The sequence below is a fragment of the Micromonospora sp. WMMD735 genome, from assembly GCF_049178995.1.
In the GTDB taxonomy this organism is placed as follows: Bacteria; Actinomycetota; Actinomycetes; order Mycobacteriales; family Micromonosporaceae; genus Micromonospora; species Micromonospora wenchangensis.
Window position 1 is genome coordinate 5,788,024 of sequence record NZ_JBMHMJ010000002.1, and the last position, 19,170, is coordinate 5,807,193.

20 protein-coding genes are annotated in these 19,170 nt (G+C 74.8%); 13 read left to right on the forward strand and 7 right to left on the reverse strand.

Features of this window, described 5'->3' with window-relative positions; all coding sequences use genetic code 11:
- The gene (folP, locus tag ACN268_RS25320; protein WP_363657446.1) at positions 1-870 is read right to left on the reverse strand and encodes a dihydropteroate synthase; all 870 of its coding nucleotides are present in this window, start codon (positions 868-870) and stop codon (positions 1-3) included.
- 189 nt (positions 871-1,059) lie between these two features.
- On the opposite strand from folP, the gene ACN268_RS25325 reads away from it, so the two are divergent.
- From ACN268_RS25325 to ACN268_RS25345, 5 genes are all read left to right on the forward strand, one after another.
- Entirely contained in the window at positions 1,060-1,668 is a 609-nt protein-coding gene (locus tag ACN268_RS25325; protein ID WP_421485350.1) for a DivIVA domain-containing protein, read from the forward strand.
- Entirely contained in the window at positions 1,665-2,183 is a 519-nt protein-coding gene (locus ACN268_RS25330; protein WP_088647017.1) for an SRPBCC family protein, read from the forward strand. The genes ACN268_RS25325 and ACN268_RS25330 overlap by 4 nt, the downstream gene beginning before the upstream one ends.
- 80 nt (positions 2,184-2,263) lie before the next feature.
- Positions 2,264-2,860, forward strand: a complete 597-nt coding sequence (locus ACN268_RS25335; RefSeq protein WP_421485351.1) for a DNA-3-methyladenine glycosylase I — start codon at positions 2,264-2,266, stop codon at positions 2,858-2,860.
- Positions 2,857-3,441 carry a hypothetical protein gene (locus tag ACN268_RS25340; RefSeq protein ID WP_421485353.1) on the forward strand — a complete coding sequence of 195 codons (585 nt, stop codon included), beginning with the start codon at positions 2,857-2,859 and terminating at the stop codon, positions 3,439-3,441. Before ACN268_RS25335 ends, ACN268_RS25340 begins: the two co-directional genes overlap by 4 nt.
- A gap of 64 nt (positions 3,442-3,505) precedes the next feature.
- On the forward strand, positions 3,506-4,258 hold the full coding sequence (locus ACN268_RS25345; protein ID WP_421485355.1) for an SDR family NAD(P)-dependent oxidoreductase: 753 nt from the start codon (positions 3,506-3,508) through the stop codon (positions 4,256-4,258).
- Positions 4,259-4,302: 44 nt separating this feature from the next.
- Here the strand turns inward: ACN268_RS25345 and ACN268_RS25350 are convergent, their stop codons facing one another.
- Both ACN268_RS25350 and ACN268_RS25355 read right to left on the reverse strand, forming a co-directional pair.
- The gene (locus ACN268_RS25350) at positions 4,303-5,094 is read right to left on the reverse strand and encodes an enoyl-CoA hydratase/isomerase family protein (protein ID WP_421485357.1); all 792 of its coding nucleotides are present in this window, start codon (positions 5,092-5,094) and stop codon (positions 4,303-4,305) included.
- 4 nt (positions 5,095-5,098) lie between these two features.
- A complete protein-coding gene (locus tag ACN268_RS25355; protein ID WP_088647021.1) occupies positions 5,099-5,917 on the reverse strand; it encodes a PaaX family transcriptional regulator C-terminal domain-containing protein in 819 nt (272 codons plus the stop codon).
- Positions 5,918-6,108: 191 nt separating this feature from the next.
- Here ACN268_RS25355 and ACN268_RS25360 point away from each other — a divergent pair, with 191 nt between their 5' ends.
- Together ACN268_RS25360 and ACN268_RS25365 are read left to right on the forward strand one after the other, a co-directional pair.
- Positions 6,109-6,276 (forward strand): DUF3117 domain-containing protein, encoded by a 168-nt coding sequence (locus ACN268_RS25360; RefSeq protein WP_007455245.1) that lies wholly within the window; start codon positions 6,109-6,111, stop codon positions 6,274-6,276.
- Positions 6,277-6,418: 142 nt separating this feature from the next.
- Positions 6,419-7,888 (forward strand): leucyl aminopeptidase family protein, encoded by a 1,470-nt coding sequence (locus ACN268_RS25365; RefSeq protein WP_421485358.1) that lies wholly within the window; start codon positions 6,419-6,421, stop codon positions 7,886-7,888.
- Positions 7,889-8,017: 129 nt separating this feature from the next.
- On the opposite strand, the gene ACN268_RS25370 is transcribed toward ACN268_RS25365, so the two are convergent.
- The gene (locus ACN268_RS25370) at positions 8,018-8,626 is read right to left on the reverse strand and encodes an O-methyltransferase (protein ID WP_204927355.1); all 609 of its coding nucleotides are present in this window, start codon (positions 8,624-8,626) and stop codon (positions 8,018-8,020) included.
- 326 nt (positions 8,627-8,952) lie between these two features.
- Here ACN268_RS25370 and ACN268_RS25375 point away from each other — a divergent pair, with 326 nt between their 5' ends.
- Positions 8,953-10,302 (forward strand): S1C family serine protease, encoded by a 1,350-nt coding sequence (locus tag ACN268_RS25375; protein ID WP_421485359.1) that lies wholly within the window; start codon positions 8,953-8,955, stop codon positions 10,300-10,302.
- Positions 10,303-10,375: 73 nt separating this feature from the next.
- Positions 10,376-10,801 (forward strand): preprotein translocase subunit TatB, encoded by a 426-nt coding sequence (locus ACN268_RS25380; protein ID WP_204927356.1) that lies wholly within the window; start codon positions 10,376-10,378, stop codon positions 10,799-10,801.
- A 159-nt stretch (positions 10,802-10,960) separates the two neighbouring features.
- On the opposite strand, the gene ACN268_RS25385 is transcribed toward ACN268_RS25380, so the two are convergent.
- The 3 genes from ACN268_RS25385 to ACN268_RS25395 form a co-directional block, all read right to left on the reverse strand.
- Complete coding sequence (locus ACN268_RS25385) at positions 10,961-12,109, reverse strand: Mrp/NBP35 family ATP-binding protein (protein ID WP_204927357.1); 1,149 nt, start codon at positions 12,107-12,109, stop codon at positions 10,961-10,963.
- 134 nt (positions 12,110-12,243) lie between these two features.
- Positions 12,244-12,870 (reverse strand): DUF1003 domain-containing protein, encoded by a 627-nt coding sequence (locus ACN268_RS25390; RefSeq protein WP_421485361.1) that lies wholly within the window; start codon positions 12,868-12,870, stop codon positions 12,244-12,246.
- Positions 12,863-14,167, reverse strand: coding sequence for a magnesium transporter MgtE N-terminal domain-containing protein (locus tag ACN268_RS25395; protein ID WP_421485363.1), 1,305 nt, complete (start codon positions 14,165-14,167; stop codon positions 12,863-12,865). Before ACN268_RS25395 ends, ACN268_RS25390 begins: the two co-directional genes overlap by 8 nt.
- Positions 14,168-14,200: 33 nt before the next feature.
- On the opposite strand from ACN268_RS25395, the gene ACN268_RS25400 reads away from it, so the two are divergent.
- The 4 genes from ACN268_RS25400 (at position 14,201) to ACN268_RS25415 (ending at position 19,083) form a co-directional block, all read left to right on the forward strand.
- Positions 14,201-15,070, forward strand: a complete 870-nt coding sequence (locus ACN268_RS25400; protein WP_421485365.1) for a PhzF family phenazine biosynthesis protein — start codon at positions 14,201-14,203, stop codon at positions 15,068-15,070.
- Positions 15,071-15,131: 61 nt separating this feature from the next.
- Positions 15,132-15,665 (forward strand): hypothetical protein, encoded by a 534-nt coding sequence (locus ACN268_RS25405; protein ID WP_421486985.1) that lies wholly within the window; start codon positions 15,132-15,134, stop codon positions 15,663-15,665.
- Positions 15,666-15,820: 155 nt separating this feature from the next.
- Positions 15,821-16,783, forward strand: a complete 963-nt coding sequence (locus tag ACN268_RS25410; RefSeq protein WP_421485366.1) for a DMT family transporter — start codon at positions 15,821-15,823, stop codon at positions 16,781-16,783.
- Between the two features lie 98 nt (positions 16,784-16,881).
- Positions 16,882-19,083, forward strand: a complete 2,202-nt coding sequence (locus tag ACN268_RS25415; protein ID WP_421485367.1) for an amino acid permease — start codon at positions 16,882-16,884, stop codon at positions 19,081-19,083.
- Positions 19,084-19,170 lie beyond the last annotated feature (87 nt).

Below are 19,170 nucleotides of genomic sequence, written 5' to 3' on the forward strand. Positions count from 1 at the left end.
TCAGGCCAGGCCGCGGCGGGTGAGCGTCGGCGGCCGGTCGCCCCGGATCGAGGCCACCATGTCCAGCACCCGCCGGGTGGGCAGCACCTGGTGGGCGCGGAACACCCGCGCGCCGAGCCAGGCCGACACCGCCGTCGCGGCCAGGGTGCCCTCCAACCGCTCCGGCACCGGCAGGTCCAGCGTCTCGCCGATGAAGTCCTTGTTCGACAACGCCACCAGCAGCGGCCAGCCGGTGCCGGCCAGCTCGGCCAACCTGCGGGTGATCTCCAACGAGTGCCTGGTGTTCTTGCCGAAGTCGTGCGCCGGGTCGATCAGGATGCCGTCGGGGCGTACCCCCAGGGACACCGCGCGTTCGGCGAGCCCGGTCACCGTCGCGACCACGTCGGCGACCACGTCGGTGAAGGCGGCCCGGTGCGGCCGGGTCCGGGGCGTCAGCCCACCGGCGTGGGAGCAGACCAGCCCCACGCCGGTCTCGGCGGCCACCCGGGCGAGCGCCGGATCGGCCCCGGACCAGGTGTCGTTGAGCAGGTCCGCGCCGGCCGCCACCGCCTCCACCGCCACCTCGGCCCGCCAGGTGTCGATCGAGATGACCACCTCGGGGAACGCGGCCCGGACGGCGGCGATCGTGTCCACCGTCCGGCGGATCTCCTCGGCCACGTCGACCTCGTCGCCCGGCCCGGCCTTCACCCCGCCGATGTCGATGATCTCCGCGCCCTCGGTGACCGCCCGCTCCACCGCGCGCAGGGCGCTGTCCTGGGCGAAGGTCGCCCCCCGGTCGAAGAACGAATCCGGCGTCCGGTTGACGATCGCCATCACCACCGGCTCGCCCGGGGCGAAGCTCCGCCCCCCGAGTCGCAGCGCCCCGGCCAATTCCGCCTCCCGCAGGTCACCGGCCGGACGACCCGGCCGACGCCGACGCTATCCGGTCGCCCGACCCGCCCCCGGGGCGGTACGACCCCGACGACCCGGCCCGTCGCCGGGCCGTCCCGGCCGAAAGATCGGTGACGATGATGGTGGTTGGGGTCGCTCCGGAGGGTGTCCCCGTGCCACGATCTCTGCATGGGTCAGACTCTGCTCATTCTGGTCGTCGCGTTGACCGTGGCGGCGGTCGTGTTCGGCGTGACGGTGCTGATCTCGGGTCGGGACGGCCTCGCGCCCGCCGAGCCCGACGGCAGAGCCGTCCCGCTGCCGGGCGGTCGCCCGCTGCGGGAGTCCGACGTCGGCGCGCTGCGCTTCGACACCGCCCTGCGCGGCTACCGGATGGACCAGGTCGACCAGGCGATGCGCCGGGCCGGCTACGACATCGGGTACAAGACCGAGCTGATCGGGGTGTTGGAGGCCGAGATCCTCGCGCTGCGGGAGGGTCGTACCGCCGACGCCGACGCGCTGCGCCGCACCCGGGAGGAGGCCGCGAGCACCGCGTCCGACGCCTCCCCGACGCCCGCCGACGTGCCCGCCGACCCGGACGGGCCGACCACCGGGGCCGCGCCGACGGAGCCGGCGACCGCCGGTGTCCGCCCGGCCGCCGACGCCGATCCGTCCGCTGACGCCACCGGCGACGCCACCCCGACCGGCGACCGTCCCGGGGACGACCGGGCGGGGGAGCCGGCCGGGAAGACCGACGCCGAGCGTCCCGGTGGCGCGGCGGTCCGCTCGGAGCCGGTGTGACCGGACCGGACCCGGCGGGCGGCGGGTTGGCCGACGAGGCGGCCCAGCCCGGGGCCGGCGAGTTCACCGCCACGGTGATCGTCGACGCCCCCGCCGAGCGGGTCTTCGCCGCGCTGACCGACTGGGAGGGGCAGTCCGACTGGATCCCGCTGACCCGGGTCCGGGTGGTCGAGGGCGACGGCGGCGAGGGCAGCCTCATCGAGGCGGTCACCGCGCTCGGCCCGGCGGCCCTGCGCGACGAGATGCGGGTGGTCCGGGTCGACGCCCCCTACGAGGTGGGCGTGGTGCACTGCGGCCGGCTCCTGCGCGGTCCGGGGGTGCTGCGCTGCACCCCACTGGCCGACGACCGCACCCAGGTGGTCTGGCACGAGTGGTTCCACCTGCCCGGCGGTGCGGCCGGCCGGGTCGCCTGGCCGCTGCTCTGGCCGGGCTCCAAGGCCAGCCTGACCCTGGCCCTGAAACGCTTCGCCCGCCTGGTCGAGTCCGGCCGGCTGCCCCGCCCGTCCACCCGCTGACGCTGCGGAGCGGGATCGGTCGGGCCGCGCCACCCCGGCCCCGACGCCGCGTGTCAGGGCCCTGGCCTAGCGTGTGACGGGTGACTGACCTGGTGACCGGCCCCGACGGCCTGCCCCGCTGTGCCTGGGGGGCGAGCACTCCGGACTACGCGATCTACCACGACACCGAGTGGGGCCGCCCGCTGCGCGGCGACGATGCCCTCTACGAACGGCTCACCCTGGAGGCGTTCCAGTCCGGGCTGTCCTGGCTGACCATCCTGCGCAAACGCGAGGCGTTCCGGCTCGCCTTCGCCGGCTTCCGGATCGAGCGGGTCGCCGCCTTCGGCGACGCGGACGTGACCCGGCTGCTCGCCGACGCGGGCATCGTCCGTAACCGCGCCAAGATCGAGGCGGCGATCGCCAACGCCCGTGCCGCGCTGACCCTGCCCGACGGGCTCTCCGCGCTGCTCTGGTCGTACGCGCCGCCGCCCCGGCCGGCCCGGCTCGGGTCGTTCGCCGAGGTGCCGGCGTCGACCCCGGAGTCCGTCGCGCTGGCCAAGGTGCTCAAGAAGCAGGGCTTCCGCTTCGTCGGCCCCACCACGGCGTACGCGCTGATGCAGGCCACCGGCATGGTCGACGACCATCTCGCGGGCTGCCACGCCGGCACCGCCGTGGCCCGTGATCAGATGGGGGCATGACCGTGACCGACCACCGCAGCACCGGCCCGACGGACGTCGACGGCGGGCCGGACGGCGACGCCTGGGCGGTGCTGCTGCCGGCCGGGCGGCACGACGCCGAGCGCCTCGTCCACCACGAGACCCTGGAGCTGGCCGTCCCGGCCGGTGGGCCCGCCCCGCGTCCCGGTGACCGGGTGGCGGTGCTGGCCGACGGGCCGCCCCGGCTGGTGGCGCTGGGCCGGGTGGCCCGCCATGACGGGCGGGCGCTGCTGGTGACCTACACCCGGCGGTCGTTCGACGCGCCGGTGCCGGCCGGGCAGGTGGCCGTCGCCGGCCCGGTCACCCCGCTCGACCCGGGCACCTACCGGGAGCTGGTCGACCGGCTCGGCCCGCCGCCGTCGCGCCGGACCTGGCTGGTCAGCCTCGACCTGCCGATCGAGGCCGAGTCGCGGGCCGAGGCGGTCCGGCTGTTCTGGTCGTACGTGCAGGAGCTGGGCCCGGCCGAGCTGCCCGCGTTCGTCTCGCCCAGCGGCGACGAACTGGCCATGCAGGCGTTCGTGCTGGGCGTCGAGGCCAACCAGGACCCGGAGGAGGACGACTAGCCGCCCGCCCACCGGGTATGGCGCACCGGTGCCGACGCCCGGTCGGCCGGTCGAGGGAGGGCCGATGCGGTTCCAGGACAAGGTCGCATTCGTCACCGGTGGTGCCTCCGGGCTCGGCGAGGCTACCGCCAGGCGGTTCGCCGCCGAGGGGGCCCGGGTGGTGGTCGCCGACATCAACACCGAGGGTGCCGAGCGGCTCGCCGCCGACCTGCCCGACGCCCTCGCGGTCACCGTCGACACCGGTGACGCCGACGCGGTGGAGCAGGGTGTCGCCGAAACGGTGCGGCGCTACGGCCGGATCGACCTGATCTTCAACAACGCCGGTATCGACGGCCGGCAGCAGCCCCTGCACGAGATGGACGTGGAGAACTGGCAGAAGGTCCGGCGGATCAACGGCGACGGCGTGTTCCACGTGCTCAAGTACGGCATCGAGGCGATGCTGCGCGGTGGTGGGGGCGCGATCGTCAACACCTCGTCCACCACCGGCCTGGCGGCGCAGGAGAACATCTCCCCGTACACCTTCACCAAGGCCGGCATCGTCGGGCTGACCCGGTCGGCGGCGGTGGAGTACGCGGCCCGCAACATCCGGGTCAACGCGGTCGCCCCCACGGTGGTGATGACCCCGCTGGTGGAGCACTTCATCGACAGCGCGCCGGACCCGGCGGAGATGCGGGCCCGGATGGAGTCGTTCAACCCGAAACCCGGCATCCCCAGCCCGGACGACGTGGCCGGCGTGGTGCTCTTCCTCTGCTCCGACGACGCGGCCTGGATCACCGGTCACACGGTGCCCATCGACGGCGGGTACGTGGCCCGCTGACGGCCGGCATGTCCTCGCGCGTGCGGCCGGGCGGCCCACCCGGCTCAGCTGCCCTGGAAGACCGGCTTCTGCTTGTTGACGAAGGCGATGGTGGCGGCCCGGTGGTCGGCGGTGCCCCCGCAGATCGACTGGGCCTGCGCCTCGGCGGAGAGGGCGTCGGCGAGGGTGCCCGCGTCGGCGATGGAGAGCTGCCGCTTGATCGCCCCGTACGCGACGGTCGGGCCGGCGGCGAGCCGGGCGGCCAGCTCGTGCGCGGTGGGCAGCACCTGCTCGTCGTCGTCGACCAGCCGGGTGAGCAGGCCCAGCCGGCACGCCTCGTCGGCGGCGACCGGCTCGGCGAGCATCAGCAGCTCGACGGCCTTGGCGTGGCCGACCAGCCGGGGCAGCGTCCAGGACGCCCCGGTGTCGGCGGCCAGGCCCACCCCGGCGAAGGCCATCAGGAACTTCGTCTTCGGCCCGCCGATGCGGAAGTCGGCAAGGAACGCCAGCGAGGCGCCCGCCCCGGCGGCCATGCCCCGGACGGCGGCGACCACCGGCTTGGGCAGGTTGGCCAGCCGGGCGGCGATCGGGTTGTAGTGCGCCCGGACGGTGTCCAGCGGGTCGCGGCCCGGCGACTCCAGCACCTGCACGTGCTCGCGCAGGTCCTGGCCGGCGCTGAACGAGCCGCCCGACCCGGCCAGCACCACCGCCCGGCAGGACCTGTCGGTCTCCAGCGCGGCCAGCGCGTCCCGCAGCGCCTCCTTGAGCGCCACGTCGAGGGCGTTCATCGCGGTGGGGCGGTTCATGGTCAGGGTGACCACGCCATCGGTGCGGTCGACGAGCAGTGGCTCGGTCACGTCTCTAACGGCCCTTCTGTCGGGGGACCCGGTTGCCGGCGTCGAGGCACTGCTCGACGTACCGGTCGGCGGCCGGCCGGAGCCGGGCGGCGTGCCGGTCGAAGAAGCTGGCGGCGGCGGTGCCGGGCCAGCGTTCGGGGAGCAGTGCCGGAGGGAGTTGAGGGTCCTGGAACAGGAAGGTACGCCACGCGTGCACCAGCCGGAACCGGGCCGCGTACGCCTCCTCGTCGCCACTGCGCACGGTCACCCCGGCGAGTTGGGCGCGCTGCTCGGCGACGAACCGTTCGTAGGCGTGCCCGATCTCGCCGAGGTCCCAGGCGCGACGGACCACGCCCATCGCCCCGGGGGTGCCGGCGGCGTGCGCGGCGGTGAACCGCTCGTAGCGCACCCCGGCCTCCTCCAGCAGCAGGTCGACGTCCTCGCTGGCCCGGGTCGCCACCCAGGTGTGCTCGTCGAGGGTGCCGTAGCCGAGGAAGCTGAGGTTGGCGGCGAGCCGCTGGCGGTCGCGCCGGGCGGTCGGGGTGGACAGGACGAGCAGGTCGAAACGCCCGTCCCAGGTGATCCGGCCGGTGCGGTAGATCCGGGCGGCGGCCTCGTCGAGCCGACGGACCGCCTTCGGTGTGATCGAATATCCGGGGCCGGAGGCGAGCCGCAGGGGCTCCAGCCAGCCCTGGCGCACCATCCGGGACACGGCGGTCCGGACGGCCGGCGGGGCGACGCCGAGCGGGGCCAGCAACTTCACCAGGGCGGCGACCGGTGCGCGCCCACCCCGCGTGCGGAGATGGTCGCCGTACAGGTCGAAGAGTGCCGACCGTGCCTGCATGACCGCACATTGTGACAGGCCTTCTCAAGATAAGCTAGATGCTGTTACATCAATGCTGCTCCGGTTTGGGTCCGGCGGTGTTCATCAGGGAAAATCGTGGTCGACGCCCCCGCGTACCTTGCGGGTGGTCGACACGAAGTGGCTGTGGGGCAGTACACCGACCCTGATGTATAGGTCTGAGGGGAGACAACATGGCGGCGATGAAGCCGCGGACGGGCGACGGTCCGCTGGAAGTCACCAAGGAGGGTCGGGGCATCGTCATGCGGGTCCCGCTGGAGGGCGGTGGCCGGCTCGTCGTCGAGATGACTCCCGACGAGGCCAACGCACTCGGTGACGCGCTGAAGGCGGCTGCCGGCTGATCGGCCGACGCTCCGCGCGGTGCCGCGCGGAAGGTTTCTGGTCCCTGGGTCACCGGCACCGCCGGTGACTCAGGGACTTCGTCTGTCCCCAGCGGGTCGTCGAGGTCCCGCACCGCCAACTTCCCCGGAGGTACGGTCCAGCGTGCTCGCCATCAGTCTCGCCGCCACCCCCGACGGGCCGGACGTCCTCGTCCTGCCCGTCCGCGCCGCCACCGACCCGGACGACGCCGCGCCGGCGCTGGTCGCCACCGCGTCGCCACCCACCGACGAGGTGCTGGCGCAGGCGCGGGAGCTGCTGCCGGTGACCCGGCTGACCGGGCGGGCGGGCGAGACGCTGACCCAGCTCCGCCCCGGTGGTTCCCCGGCCCGGCTGCTGCTGCTCGGTGTGGGCGACGGCGGGGAACGGGCCTGGCGGACGGCCGGGGCCGCCCTGGCCCGCGCTGCCGTAGCTGAGACACATGTCACGTTGGCGGTGCCGATCGACGCGTCCGCCGGGGTCGTCCGGGCCGTCGTCGAGGGGCTGCTGCTCGCCTCGTACCGGTTCCGGCTGACCGAGGCGGGGACGACGCCCGCGCTGACCGGGGTGACTCTGCTGACCACCACGCCGCAGGCGTACGCCAAGGCCGTCGAGACGGCCCGGACGACCGCCGCGATGACCCGCCTCGCCCGGGACCTGACCAACACCCCCTCGGCGGTGAAGACCCCGCAGTGGTTCGCCGCCCAGGTCGCCGACGCCGCCGCCGACCACCCCGACCTGCACCTGCGGGTACGCGGGCCGCAGGAGCTGGCGGACGAGGGCTTCGGCGGCATCCTCGCCGTCGGTGCCGGCTCGGCCAGCGGCCCCCGCCTGGTCGAGCTGGACTGGCGGCCCGCCGACGCCCGGCAGCACGTCGTCCTGGTCGGCAAGGGGATCACCTTCGACACCGGTGGCATCTCGATCAAGCCGGTGCCGGCGATGAAGCTGATGCGCAAGGACATGGCCGGCGCGGCGGCGGTGGTCGCGGCCACCCTGGGCGCTGCGGCGTTGCGGCTGCCCGTGCGGGTCACCGCCCTGACCCCGCTGGCCGAGAACATGGTCAGCGGGTCGGCGTTCCGCCCCGGCGACGTCATCAGGCACTACGACGGGACGACGAGCGAGAGCACCAACTCCGACGCCGAGGGGCGGCTGGTGCTCGCCGACGCGCTCGGTTACGCGGCCCGGGAACTCCGTCCCGACCTGCTGATCGACCTGGCCACCCTGACCGGCGCGAACGCGGTGGCGCTGGGCAAGCGGACCGGCGCGCTGTACAGCGACAACGACGTGCTGGCCGCCGCCGTGCTGGCCGCCGTCGCCGACGCGGGCGAGGCGGCCTGGCGGATGCCGCTGCCCGCCGACTACCTCGAACACCTCGGCAGCGACCTGGCCGACCGGCACAGTTCCCCGGACCGGGGGGCCGGCTCCGTGATGGCCGCGCTCTACCTGCGCGAGTTCACCGGCGAGCTGCGGGACCGCTGGCTGCACATCGACATGTCCGCGCCGTCCTGGGCCGACGGCGACGACGCCGAGCTGACCCGGGGCGCGACCGGCTGGGGCGTGCGGGGCCTGCTGCGCTGGCTGGCGACGCTGGACTGAGCGGCCGCCGGGCCGGGTGCCCGTCCCGCGTCCCGACGCGGTCGGCACCCGGCCGTGGCCGGCACCCGGCCGCCGGTCAGCACCCGGCCGCCGGTCAGCGCCCGGCCGCCGGTCAGCGCCCGGTCGTGGTCAGCACTTGACCGCGGCCAGCAGGCCGTGACCGACCGGGAGCAGGGCCGGAATCCACTGCTCGGCCTCCCGGATCGCCTTGACCGTCTCCCGCATGGTCACCGTCTCGGCGTCCCGGGCGGCCGGGTCACCGATCCGGCCACCGGCGAAGCCGCCGTTGAGGGCGAGCACCCCACCGGGGCGCAGCAGCCGCAGGGCGGCGTCGACGTACGCGGCCGAGCCGGTCGTCTCGCCGTCGACGAAGATCAGGTCGTACGCGCCGTCGGCGAGCCGGGGCAGCACGTCCAGTGCCCGGCCGGTGATGATCCGGGTACGGCCGGACGGGAAGCCCGCCTCGACGAAGATCCGCCGGGCGATCCGCTGGTGCTCGACCTCGACGTCGATGGTGGTGAGCACCCCGTCGGCGCGCATGCCGCGCAGCAGCCACACCCCGCTGACCCCGGTGCCGGTGCCGATCTCCACCACCGCGCGGGCGTTGCCGGCGGCGGCGAGCAGGCGCAGCGCCGCCCCGGCGCCGGGGGTGACCGCGTCGAGGCCGACCTCCCGGGCGAGGCTGCGGGCGGTGGCCAGCACGATGTCCTCGCCGACGTACGACTCGGCGAACTGCAACGACTGCGCCGTCGGGCTGCCGGAACTGGCGACCGTGGCGATGGGACACCTCCGGGCGGTGGCGATGGTGTGCGGAGCGGGTGGGCGCTATGAGCCTAGAGGCGAGGCTCCTTCGGCCGCGAGTCCACCCGTGCCGGCCCGGGTGGCGCGGCGGCGTCGGCGTGGACGGGGCAGGCGTACCGGTCCGGGTGGCGCGGAGCCGGGCGGTGGACGGGTGCGGGCGGACAAGAGCTGACTCCGCCCGGCGCATCCGTGCAATCCTGGACGGGGTGCCCCCTGCGCCGTGACCGCCACCCCCGGTCGTGGTCCGGGGCACCGGGGGACGAGTGGGAGGCACCGACGTGACCGACGGCTGGGAGTGGCGAGCGCCCGGCGGGACTCCGGGTTCGGCGGGGCCGCCGCCCGGTCCGCCGCAGACGGCCCCGACGACGCCGTACGGCGGGTCGGCTGCGCCGTACGGCGGGTCGGCTTCGCCGTGGTGGTCGGACGCGCTCGCCGACCCCTGGCGGGACCCGTACGCCCCGGCGGCGGTCGTGTTGCCGGGCGCGCCGGCCACCGGTGCCGCGCCGGAGCCGGTCACCGACCCGGACGCGCCCGGCCGGCCGCGGCTGCGCCAGCTGCTGCTCGTCCCGCTGATCGTCGCGTTGCTCGCCGGCACCCTGGGCGGTGCCCTCGGGTACGCCTTCGCGGTGCGTGGCGGTGTCGGCGGCGGGGTCACCCTGGGGGCCGGCCCGGCCGAGGGGCCCGCGCTGGCCCAGCGTCGCCCGGACTCGCTGGCCGGGGTCGCCGGCCGGGTCCTGCCCAGCGTGGTGACGATCCGGGTGGCCGGTCCGGCCGGCACCAGCGAGGGGTCCGGGTTCATCGTCAGCGCCGACGGCTACGTGGTCACCAACGACCACGTGGTCGCCGACGGCACCGGCCGGGCGTCGGTGACCTTCAACGACGGCAGCAGCTCTGCGGCGACGGTGGTCGGGCAGGACCCGGAGTCGGACATCGCGGTGATCAAGGTGAGCCGTACGGGGTTGCGGCCGATCGAGTTCGGTGACTCCGATGCGCTCGCGGTGGGTGACCCGGTGCTGGCCATCGGTTCGCCGCTGTCCCTGGCGAACACGGTCACCGCCGGCATCATCAGCGCGCTGGACCGCACCATGCAGGCGGGGGAGCCGGGTGGGCCGGTCCGCTACTACGCGGCGATCCAGACCGACGCGGCGGTCAACCACGGCAACTCGGGTGGCCCGCTGGTCGACTCGGCCGGTCGGGTGATCGGGGTGAACTCGACGATCAAGTCGCTGGTGGCGGAGGGGCAGGAGGCGGGGAACATCGGGCTCGCCTTCGCCATTCCGATCAACCAGGCGAAAAGGATCACCCAGGACATCATCGGCACGGGCAAGGCCCGTCGTACCGTGATCGGGGCCCAGGTCGCCGGCACCGGCACGGCCACCCGGGCCGGCGTGGGGGTGCGCCTGGCGGCCGTGGAACCGGCCGGACCGGCCGCCGGGGCCGGGCTGAAGGCCGGGGACGTCGTGCTCCGGCTCAACGGCCGGCCGATGAACGAGCCGACCGACCTGATCGCCCTGGTCCGCAAGTTCGCCCCCGGGTCGGTGGTGACCGTGGAGTACCGGCGCGGGTCGACCCGGCAGAACGCCTCGGTGACGCTCGCCGCGGACGCCAAGTGAGGGCCGTTCACCCCCTCCCGGACCAGGCCCTGACGTGCGTACGCTGGGGTCGACGTGACGAGGAGGCCCTGCGGTGCTCGACAACCTGAACTGGTGGGAGATCGGCGTCCTGCTGCTCCTGGCACTGCTGATCTTCGGGGACCGGCTGCCCAACGTCATCAGCGACGGTCTGCGGCTGGTGCGCAACCTGCGCGCGATGGCCCGCAACGCCACCGGCGACCTGAGCCGTGAGCTGGGCACCGACATCCAGCTGGAGGACCTCCACCCGAAGGCGTTCATCCGCAAGCACCTGCTCAGCGAGGAGGACGAGCAGGCGATCCGCAAGCCCCTCCAGAGCGTCTACGACGACCTGCGGGCGGACGTCACCGGGGTGCACGAGGAACTCAAGGGTGTCGCCGACCGGATCGACCCGAGGGCCGCCGCCCGTAAGGGCACCGCGACGAGCACCGCCTCCGCGCCCGCCCCGGCCCCCCGCCCCAGCTACGACGACGCCACCTGACCCGCGTCCGGTCTGGGCCACCGCCGGACGGGCTGTCGCAATGGAACGCCAAATGCGGTATCCCCTGTCGGGGATACCGCATCATCGGCTCACGTGAGTGGATCAGGCCCGTGGCGCGGGCCCGGAGGACTGGATCAGGCCCGTGGCGCGGGCCGGCGGTCAGCGCCCGGCGGGCTTGAGGCCCAGCGACTTGCCGAGCAGCGACTCGCGGCGTACCGCCAGCCGGTCGGCCACCTGGTGCAGCGCCTTCGCGGCGGGCGCGTCCGGCGCGGACAGCACGATCGGGGTGCCGGCGTCGCCGCCCTCCCGGACCCGGCTGTCCATCGGGATCTGGCCCAGCAACGGCACCTGCGCGCCGATCGTCCGGCTCAGCGAATCGGCCACCTCCTGGCCGCCACCGGCACCGAAGACCTCCATCCGGGACCCGTCGGGCAGCTCCAGCCAGGACATGTTCTCGATGACGCCGACGATCCGCTGGTGGGTCTGCAACGAGATCGCGCCGGCCCGCTCGGCGACCTCGGCGGCCGCCGCCTGCGGAGTGGTGATCACCAGGATCTCGGCGTTGGGTAGCAGCTGGGCGACGGAGATGGCGATGTCGCCGGTGCCCGGGGGCAGGTCGAGCAGGAGGACGTCCAGCTCACCCCAGTAGACGTCGCCCAGGAACTGCTGCAACGCCCGGTGCAGCATCGGGCCGCGCCACACCACCGCCGCGTTGCCCGGGGTGAACATACCGATCGAGATGACCTTCACACCGTTCGCCTGCGGCGGCATGATCATGTCTTCCACCCGGGTCGGCTTGCCCTCCGCGCCGAGCATCCGGGGCACCGAGTGGCCGTAGATGTCGGCGTCGACCACGCCGACGGACAGGCCCCGGGCGGCCAGCGCGGCGGCCAGGTTGACCGTGACGCTGGACTTGCCGACGCCGCCCTTGCCGCTGGCCACCGCGTAGACCCGGGTACGGGAGCCCGGCTGGGCGAACGGGATGACCGGCTCGTCGGTGGCGGCTCCGCCACGCAGCTTGCCCTGCAGCTCCTGCCGCTGCTCCGGGCTCATCACCCCGAACTCGATCTCCACGCCGCTCACCCCGGGCACCGCGCCGACGGCGGCGGTGATGTCCCCGCGCAGCTTGTCCTTCAGCGGGCAGCCGGCCACGGTGAGCAGCAACCCGACCCGGACCACGCCGTCCTCGCCGATCTCGGCGGAACGGACCATGCCGAGGTCGGTGATGGGCCGACGGATCTCCGGGTCGTTGACGGTGGCCAGCGCGGCCTGGATCGCGTCGGAGAGGGTGCTGACGGGAGCTGACATGCGGGCAATGCTACGTCGGGCGGCCGGGGCGTCCGCCAACAGCGGGGCCGGGTGTGAGCGAATCGATCGACCGGCCGGGGCCGCCCCGCCCTACCGGACAAAACCGGACGATCACGTACGTCACCCCGGCCCGCTCAGTTCTCCGGGCGGCGGCCGTCGCGCACGTAGTCGCCGTCCAGATCGTCGCGCGGCTCGTCGAGCGGTGGTTCGCCCCCACCGGACCGCCCCTCACCCCGCCCGCCCGGTCGCTCCGGCTGCCGCAACTCCCGCTTCTGCCGCCGCTGCGCCGCCGCGTCCAGCTCCTCGGCCAGCCGGGCCAGCTCCGAGCGGAGGAAGTCCCGGGTCGCCACCTCGCCCAGGGCGATCCGCAGCGCGGCCACCTCCCGGGCCAGGTACTCGGTGTCCGCCTTCTGCATCGTCGCCCGGCGACGGTCCTCCTCCAGCGCCACCCGGTCCCGGTCGGTCTGCCGGTTCTGCGCGAGCAGGATCAGCGGGGCCGCGTACGACGCCTGCAACGACAGCACCAGGGTCAGGAACGTGAACGTGTACGGGTCGAAGCGCAGGTCCGCCGGGGCCAGGGTGTTCCAGCCGAACCACAGCGCGATCACCACCGTCATGTAGACGATGAAGTTCGCCGTGCCCATGCCCCGGGCGATCCCCTCCGACCAGCGGCCGAACGCCTCCGGGTCGAACCGGGGCAGCTTGACGCCCCGGGGCTCACGCGGCTGGTCCAACCGCTCGGTCCGCCGCTGCTCAGCCATCGGAGTCACCGCCTACCGGCGTGGTGTCCGGCTCCGCCTCGTCCGCGCCCGGGGCGGACACGGCGTCGCGGTCCCGCCAGTCCCGGGGCAGCGAGTGGTCGAGCACGTCGTCGACGGTGACCGCGCCGACCAGCCGGTTGTTCCGGTCGACCACCGGCATCGCCACCAGGTCGTAGGTGGCCATCCGGCGGGTTATCTCCGGCAGCGGGGTGGTCGGCCGCAGCGGGTCGATGTCGTTGATCACCACCCCGCCGAGCAGGTCGGCCGGGGGCTCGCGCAGCAGCCGCTGGAAGTGCACGATGCCCAGGTAGCGGCCGGTCGGTGTGGTCATCGGGGCACGGGTCACGAAGACCTGCGCGGCGATCGCCGGGGAGAGCTGCTCCTCCCTGATCCGGGCCAGCGCCTCGGCGACCGTGGCGTCCGGCGGCAGGATCACCGGCTCGGAGGTCATCACGCTGCCCGCCGTACCGGAGGTGTACTTGAGCAGCTGACGGACCGGGTCGGCCTCGTCCGGCTCCATCAGGTCCAGCAGCACGTCCTGCTCCGGCGGGGGCAGCTCGTTGAGCAGGTCGGCGGCGTCGTCCGGGTCCATCTCCTCCAGTACGTCGGCGGCTCGTTCCCGGTCCAGCGCGGCGAGGATCTCCACCTGGTCGCGTTCGGGCAGCTCGCCGAGCACGTCGGCGAGACGTTCGTCGTCGAGGGCCGCCGCGACCTCGTTGCGCCGGGCGTCGGGCAGATCCTGCAGCGCGTTGGCCAGGTCGGCGGGGCGCATGTCCTCCAGTACGGCCAACAGGTTGGCCGTACCCCGGTTGTCGGCGAGGCCGCTCAGCCCGCGTACCCGGTCCCAGTCCACCTGGTGCAGGTGGCCACGGCGGGTCAACCGGCTGGTCTGCTCGCGGACGGCGACCCGGGACAGCGACCACTCGCCACCCCGGCTGCACTCCATCGCCACGTCCACCACCGCGCCGGGCTGGCCGCCCGGGTCGAGCTGCACCCGCCGGTCCAGCAGTTCCTGGAGGACGAGCAGCTCGTTGGGGCGTTTGGAGAAGCGGCGCAGGTTGAGGGTGCCGCTGCCGAGGACGACCGCGTCGGCGTCGATGGAGGTGATCCGGTTGATGGACAGGAAGATCCGGCGGCGCATCGGCATCTCGGCCACCAGCCCCACCACCTCGGGTGGACGCTGGGTCGGCCGGATCCGGGCGACCGCGTCGCGGACCCGCCCCACCTGGTCGCCGTTCGGGTCGAAGACGGCGACTCCGGCGAGTCGAGCGATGTAGACCCGGTTCGGCGTGCTCACGGCCACCAGCCTAAGCGCCTAGTGTTTATCACCATGTCGACCCTGGGCTACGAGATCGTGGACGTCTTCACCGACCGCCCGTTCGCCGGCAACCCCCTGGCCGTGGTGTTCGGCGCCGAAGCGCTGGCCACCGAGCAGATGCAGGTGCTGGCGATGGAGTTCAACCTGTCGGAGACGGTGTTCGTGCTGCCGCCGACCCAGGTGGGTGCCACCTACCGGGCCCGGATCTTCACCCCGACCGGGGAACTGCCCTTCGCCGGTCACCCCAGCGTCGGCGCGGCGGTCACCGCCAGCCGCCGGGGCCTGTTCCCCGCCGGGTCGGTCAGCCAGGAGTGCCACGCCGGGGTGCTGCCGATCGAGGTGACCGCGACCGGTGCCACCCTGACCGGCGGCACCCCCACCCTCGGGCCGGAACTCGACCCGGAGCCGCTGCTGGAGATGGCCGGGCTCACCGCGGCCGACCATGCCGGACCGGCCCCCCGGGTGGCCGGTTGCGGACTGGAGTTCCCCTACCTGCCGGTGCACCCCGACGCGGTGGCCCGCGCCCGGGTCAACACGGCCGCCGCGCAGCGGTACGGGGTGGAGCACGTCAGCGTGTTCTCCTGGGACGCCGACACGCGCACCGCCCACGCCCGGGTCTTCGTGCCGGGGCTCGGGGTGCCCGAGGACCCGGCCACCGGCTCGGCCGCCCTGGGGCTGGGCGTGTGGCTGGTCGCCAGCGGCCTGCTCCCCGGCGTCGGCCGCAGCGGGTACGCCGTCCGGCAGGGCGTGGAGATCGGCCGCCCGTCCGCCCTGGCCTGCACGGTGACCGCCGAGGACGGGACGGTGGTCGGCACGACGGTGACCGGTCAGGTGATGCCGGTCGCCCGGGGCGAGATCATCGTCCCGCCGTTCGTCGGGTGACCGGGCCGGCACCGTCACCGTCCGGGCCGGCGGTGGCGGTCGGGTGCCGTCCGGGTGGTAGCTGCGAGAGGATGCGGGTGTGACGGACGAGGTGGACGCCTCCCGGTCGACGCCACTGGTCGACGAGGCGATCAAGAAGGCCGCCGTGGCCTGGGTGGGGGTCGGCGACGGGCCGGCGGTCGCGCTGTGGTGCGTACCCCTGGAGGGGTCGTTGTTCGTGGTCAGTGGGCCGGGGGAGCAGACCGCGCCGGGGCTGGCGGACGCCGGCACCGCCCGGGTGACCCTGCGCGGCGACCACGGCGGGCGCATCGTGACCTGGCCGGCGCGGGTGACCCGGCTGGCTCCGGGCAGCCCGGAGTGGGAGACCTCCGCGCCGCTGGTGGCGGCGAAGCGGCTCAACGCCTCCGGCCCGACCGCCGACCTGGTGGCCCGCTGGGCGGCCGACGGCTGCGCGCTGACCCGGCTCGCCCCGGACGGCGCGCCGGACGCCGGGGCTGCCCTGCCCGACACCTCGCTGGCCGCCGAACCCCGGGGCGCGGCCGTGGTCCGCGCCACCCGCAAGCCGTTCCGCCTGCACCGGGTGCGCCGCCGCTGACCCACCGGCCGTCGCCGCCGGGCACCGCTGACCAGCGCCCCACCGGCTCACTGCCCGCCCGCGCCGACCCGCGCCCCACCGGCTCACCGCCCGACCGCGCCGACCCGCGCCCGGTGTCCACCTGAGCGCCGCCGCCCGTGTGAGGATGACCCACCGTGTCCTCCGCCGCACCGCCGCCGCGTCCGCCCGTCGACCCGCTCACCGTCGGCGTCCTCGCGCTCGCCGTCGCGTCGGTCTCGTCGTCGGCCCCGCTGATCGCCTTCGCGGCGGCACCGGCGCTGGCCGTGGCGTGCTGGCGGAACCTGCTCGCGGTCACCGTGCTCGCCCCGTTCACGCTGGCCCGCCGCCGCGCCGAACTGCGTGCCCTGACCGTGGGGGCGGGCCGCCGCGAGGGCTGGTACTGCGTGCTGTCCGGGGTGGCGCTGGCCGCGCACTTCGCCACCTGGATGCCGAGCGCCCAGCTCACCTCGGTCGCGGCGGCCACCGCACTGGGCGCCACCCAACCGGTCTGGCAGGGGCTGATCGCCCGCTGGCAGGGCCGGCGCTTGTCGTACCCCGTCTGGGTCGGCATCGGGGTGGCGGTGACCGGCGCGGTGCTGGCGACCGGCGCGGACGTCGGGGTCTCCGGCCGGGCCCTCGCCGGTGACCTGCTCGCGGTCGTCGGCGGGATGTTCGCCGCCGTCTACACCGCGTTCGGTGAACGCGCCCGCGCCACCATCAGCACCGCCACGTACACCACCATCTGCTACGGCGTGTGCGCGGCGATCCTGCTGCTGGTCTGCCTGGTCACCGGGGTACGCCTGCACGGCTGGGGCACCAGCACCTGGGTGGCGATCGTCGGGCTGGTCGTCGGGGCCCAACTGCTCGGCCACTCGATGTTCAACCACGCGTTGCGCCGGGTGTCGGCGACCACGATCAGCGTGCTGATCCTGCTGGAGGCCCCCGGCGCGGCGCTGATCGCCTGGGCCTGGCTGGGGCAACTGCCCCGCCCGTCCGCGCTGCCCGGGTTGGCGCTGCTGCTCGCCGGGGTGGTCGTGGTGGTGCTCGGCGGTGCCCGTACGGGCCGGCGTGCCACCCCGGCGGCGCTGCCCGCCGACGCCGCCCCACCGGCACCCTGACCGCCCGCCCGGCCACCGCAGGTCCGTTCGTCGCTATTCCGTCCGAACGGCGGGCACGGGACCCGTCCGCACGTGAGAGTGCGGGGGGAGGTGGGGCGATGGCGGGGCGCAGCGCGGACGACGACCGCGGCGGCACCGTGGTCACCCCGTCGGCCGAGTTCCCGCCGCTCACGCCGGCGGAGGTGGACGCCCTGCGCCGGGTCGGCGCGCACTGGCGCGTCGGCGCGCCGCCCGCCCTGCCGGTCGACCCGACCCTGGACCGCTACCGGAACCGCCCCACCCCGGGCCGGTTCAGCCGGCTGGCCCCGATCGCGCTGTTCCGGCCGGCACCTGGGGCACCGGCCGGACGGGACGGGCTGGTCGCCGCCGAACGGGCCGACCAGCCGGACTCCCCCCTCGGCCGACGGCTGGGCCGGGTCCGCCGGGTGCTCCTCGGCCCACCACTGGCCAGCGCCGCCGTACTGCACGAGCGGATGCGCAAACTGGTGGCCCTGCCGGTGCTCTCCTCCGATCTGCTCAGCTCGGTCGCGTACGGGCCGGAGGCGTTGCTGACCGTGCTGGTGCTTGCCGGCAGCGGGGCGCTGGGCCTGGCGCTGCCCCTGTCGGCCGGGCTGGTGCTGCTGATGGTGGCCGTCGGGATCTCGTACCGGCAGACCATCCCGGCGTACCCGCACGGGGCCGGGTCGTACCTGGTGGCGGGGGACAACCTGGGGGTCGGGGCGGGGCTGACCGCCGCCGCCGGGCTGATGCTCGACTACGTGCTGACCGTGTCGGTGTCGATCGCGGCGGGCGTGCACGCGATCACCTCGGCGCTGCCGGGGCTGACGCCGTTCGCCGTGCCGCTCGGGGTGCTGGTGATCCTGCTGCTGCTCGCCGGCAACCTGCGCGGGGTACGCGCCGCCGGCAACCTCTTCGTCCTGCCCACGTACGCCTTCGTGGCCGCCGTGCTGGGGTTGCTCGTGGTCGGCTACCTGCGGGCGGCGGGCCGGGGTTTCGCGCCGGTGGCCCCGCCGGTGGTGCCGGCGACCCAGGGGCTGGGGCTGCTGCTGGTGCTGCGGGCGTTCGCCTCCGGGGCGGTGTCGATGACCGGCATCGAGGCGGTCTCCAACGCGGTCCCGGCGTTCCGGACGCCGGAGTGGCGCAACGCGCGCACCACGCTGACCTGGATGGTGGCGATGCTGGTGGTCCTGTTCGCCGGGCTGACCCTGCTGATCCACCTGGCCGGCCTGGTGCCCCGCCCCGGCGAGACGCTGCTGTCCCAGCTCGCCCGGGTCACCTTCCCCACCGGCCCGTGGTACGCCGTCGTCCAGGTGACCACCGCGCTGATCCTGCTGCTGGCCGCGAACACCGCGTTCAACGACTTTCCCCGGTTGCTGTTCTTCATGGCCCGCGCCGGTCACGCGCCCCGCCGCTTCCTGCACCTGGGCGACCGGTTGGCTTTCGGCAACGGCCTGGTCGCGCTGGCCGCGACGGCGATCGTGGTGTTCGTGGCGTTCGGGGGCCACACCGAGAAGCTGATCCCGTTGTACGCGGTGGGGGTGTTCCTCGCCTTCACCCTGTCGCAGAGCGGCATGGTGGTGCACTGGCGGCGGCACCGGGGTGACGGCTGGCAGCGGCGGGCGCTGGTCAACGGGGTGGGCGCGATCCTGTCCGGCCTGGTGCTGCTCACCGCGGCGGTGGCGAAGTTCACCGAGGGCGCCTGGGCGGTGGTGGTCGCCGTACCGCTGCTGGTGCTGCTCTTCGACCGGATCCACAGGCACTACCGCACCCTGCACGCCGCCCTGGCCCTGCGCCCCCCACCCCCGGACGCCGGGGCCGCCGGTCGTGGGCCCGCAGCCGGGCCGTCGGGCGCGCCGACGTCCCGGCCCGTCGAGGGCGAGGAGCTGCCGCAGGAGCTGCGCCACCTGGTGGTGGTCCCGGTGGTACGCCTCAACCGCGCCTCGATGCGCGCCCTGGCGTACGCGGTGTCGCTGGGCCGGCCGACGCTGGCGGTGCACCTCGCCCCGGAGGACGCCGAGGCGGACCGGTTCCGGGAGCAGTGGCGGGCCTGGGGGGACCACGTCCGGCTGGAGACGATCGTCTCGCCGTACCGGGCGGTGGTCGGGCCGCTGGCGCACTACCTGGAGGCGCTGCGGGCCGCCGCGCCGGAACTGGTGCTGACCGTGGTGGTGCCGGAGGTGGTGCTGCGCCGGCCGGGGCACCGCCTGCTGCACAGCCGTACCGGCCAACGGCTGCGCCGGGCCCTGCGCGCCCTGCCCGGCGTGGTGGTCACCACCGTCCCCGTCCACGTCGTCGAGTGAGGGTGACTCCGGCGGCGCAGGGCGGTCGCCGTCACGTCACGGTTCGCGGTCCGGTTGGGTGGCGGCGACTTCGATCACCGCCCATGC

What these genes read in the sequence shown, in the direction of transcription:
- ACN268_RS25355 (WP_088647021.1), bottom strand. Translation starts at nt 5,917, where the DNA reads ATGCAGGCACGGTCGGCACTCTTCGACCTGTACGGCGACCATCTCCGC.
- ACN268_RS25390 (WP_421485361.1), bottom strand. Translation starts at nt 12,870, where the DNA reads ATGGCTGAGCAGCGGCGGACCGAGCGGTTGGACCAGCCGCGTGAGCCC.
- ACN268_RS25340 (WP_421485353.1), top strand. Translation starts at nt 2,857, where the DNA reads ATGACCGTGACCGACCACCGCAGCACCGGCCCGACGGACGTCGACGGC.
- ACN268_RS25415 (WP_421485367.1), top strand. Translation starts at nt 16,882, where the DNA reads ATGGCGGGGCGCAGCGCGGACGACGACCGCGGCGGCACCGTGGTCACC.
- ACN268_RS25385 (WP_204927357.1), bottom strand. Translation starts at nt 12,109, where the DNA reads ATGTCAGCTCCCGTCAGCACCCTCTCCGACGCGATCCAGGCCGCGCTG.
- ACN268_RS25325 (WP_421485350.1), top strand. Translation starts at nt 1,060, where the DNA reads ATGGGTCAGACTCTGCTCATTCTGGTCGTCGCGTTGACCGTGGCGGCG.
- ACN268_RS25400 (WP_421485365.1), top strand. Translation starts at nt 14,201, where the DNA reads ATGTCGACCCTGGGCTACGAGATCGTGGACGTCTTCACCGACCGCCCG.
- ACN268_RS25345 (WP_421485355.1), top strand. Translation starts at nt 3,506, where the DNA reads ATGCGGTTCCAGGACAAGGTCGCATTCGTCACCGGTGGTGCCTCCGGG.
- ACN268_RS25360 (WP_007455245.1), top strand. Translation starts at nt 6,109, where the DNA reads ATGGCGGCGATGAAGCCGCGGACGGGCGACGGTCCGCTGGAAGTCACC.